Annotated in this window: 1 protein-coding gene; it reads left to right on the top strand. The window is 49.9% G+C overall.

Translation table 11 applies throughout. From position 1 onward, the window contains the following. Positions 1-228 precede the first annotated feature (228 nt). Positions 229-1,911, top strand: coding sequence for a group II intron reverse transcriptase/maturase (gene ltrA / locus B5F27_RS16125; protein ID WP_087369055.1), 1,683 nt, complete (start codon positions 229-231; stop codon positions 1,909-1,911). The last annotated feature ends 91 nt before the right edge of the window (positions 1,912-2,002 follow it).

Raw genomic sequence — 2,002 nt, 5'->3', positions numbered from 1 at the left:
CTAAGGCATTCATGAATTATGCATTACGTGGAACGTGGAAACCCCTATGCACTCCTTTTTCATAAAGGTATCGACCTCGCAAGAGGAAGAAATGGTGCAGAGGGCATAAGAGGGAATAAAAAGCGAATGGCTCACTGTAATGGTGAGCATAGGGGTTCAAAATTTGCCCTGGCCCGAAAGGGCGCTGACTTATTCCAGGTATTTCATGGCAAGATTGGAGGTATACCTGTGAACGATTTGTATTCAACGACGGAAGGTAAAACTTCTGAGAAGCAATCGGACGAAGCAAAGCTCGGCGCACAATGGAAATCCATTGACTGGCGCAGAGCCGAACGGGAAGTTAACAGGCTACAAGTCAGGATTGTCAAGGCAACTCAGCAAAACGACTATAACGCAGTAAAACGACTTCAGTATCTTCTGACACATTCCTTTTATGCCAAAGCGCTGGCCGTTAAGCGCGTCGTCACCAACGACGGACGCAAGACGCCCGGCGTGGACGGTGTTCTCTGGAACACGCCGGCGAAGAAAATGAAAGCGGTCCTGTCGCTGACAGATAAAGGGTATCGTGCGCGTCCTCTCCGCAGAGTTTATATTGAGAAGAAGGACAAGAAGAAAAAACGTCCATTGGGCATCCCCACCATGTACGACCGCGCTATGCAGGCTCTCTACGCTCTGGCATTGGAGCCTGTTGCGGAAACAACGGCAGACGGGAAATCCTTTGGTTTCCGAAAAGGAAGGTGTGCGCAGGACGCCTGTGAATATCTCTTCACAGCGCTCTCACGCAAACACATCTCTCCGAAATGGATTCTGGAGGGTGACATCAAGGGCTGTTTTGACCACATCAGCCATGATTGGCTGTTGGCAAATATCCCAATGGATAAGAGCATCCTGAAACAGTTCCTGAAAGCAGGGTTCATCTACCAGCGCGAACTCTTTCCCACAGAGGAAGGCACTCCGCAGGGCGGCATTATTTCCCCTATTCTGGCGAACATGACGCTGGATGGGATGGAAAAGCGGCTGGTTGAGCGATTCCACACAAACGCGCTCGGCAAAGTGGATATTCGATTCAAGAATGCCCACAAGGTGAACTTTGTGCGCTATGCAGATGATTTCGTCGTCACAGCAGCAACCCCGGAGCTGGCTCTTGAAGCCAAAGAAGTCATCCGGGAGTTTCTCGCGCAAAGAGGTTTGGAACTATCCGAAGAAAAGACTGTCGTCACCAACATTGACGACGGCTTTGACTTCCTTGGATGGAACTTTAGAAAATACAGCGAAAAGCTGATCATCAAGCCATCCAAGAAGGCTGTGAAAGCCATTGTTTCCAACCTCTCGGACACGATTCTCCGCAGGGGAAAAGCGTGGGAACAGGATGTTCTGATTATGAAGTTGAACGAACAGATTCGAGGTTGGACCAACTACCACCAGTCCGTATGTGCGAGCTATGCGTTCACGCATCTGGATTACGTCCTGTACGAACTGCTGTGGCGGTGGGCCAAAAGACGGCACCCAAAGAAGAATAAATGGTGGATCTCGGCCAGGTACTGGCATCGAGTGCAAAACCAAAATTGGGTGTTCTCTACGGATAAAAAGAAGTTGATACGGGTGGACAGTACGGCAATCGTGCGGCACACCAAAGTAAAAACAACTGCAAATCCGTTCCTCGATACGGAGTATTTCCGAAAAAGAAAGTTCGATAAGGGAATGCGCAGGCTTACTGGCAAATTCAAGACCATTTGGAAAAACCAGAAAGGTCTGTGCTACCACTGCGGTATGCCGATGGACGTGAGCGAGGAGAGAGAAATCTTCTATCTCAGGCCAAAGTCCAAAGCGGGCACAGAAGATATTCGCAATATGCGGTACGTCCACTGTGCCTGCCAGCAAATCTACGCTGAGTGCCGCTTGAAAAAGTGATGAAATGCTTGAGCCGTATGACGGGAAATCTGTCACGTACGGTTCTTAGGCGGGAAAGCGGTGGTAACACCGCCGACCCAGCCGATTACGC

Source organism: Faecalibacterium sp. An192, from assembly GCF_002160175.1.
In the GTDB taxonomy this organism is placed as follows: domain Bacteria; phylum Bacillota; class Clostridia; order Oscillospirales; family Ruminococcaceae; genus Faecalibacterium.
This window is presented reverse-complemented; position numbering and strand designations above follow the sequence as displayed.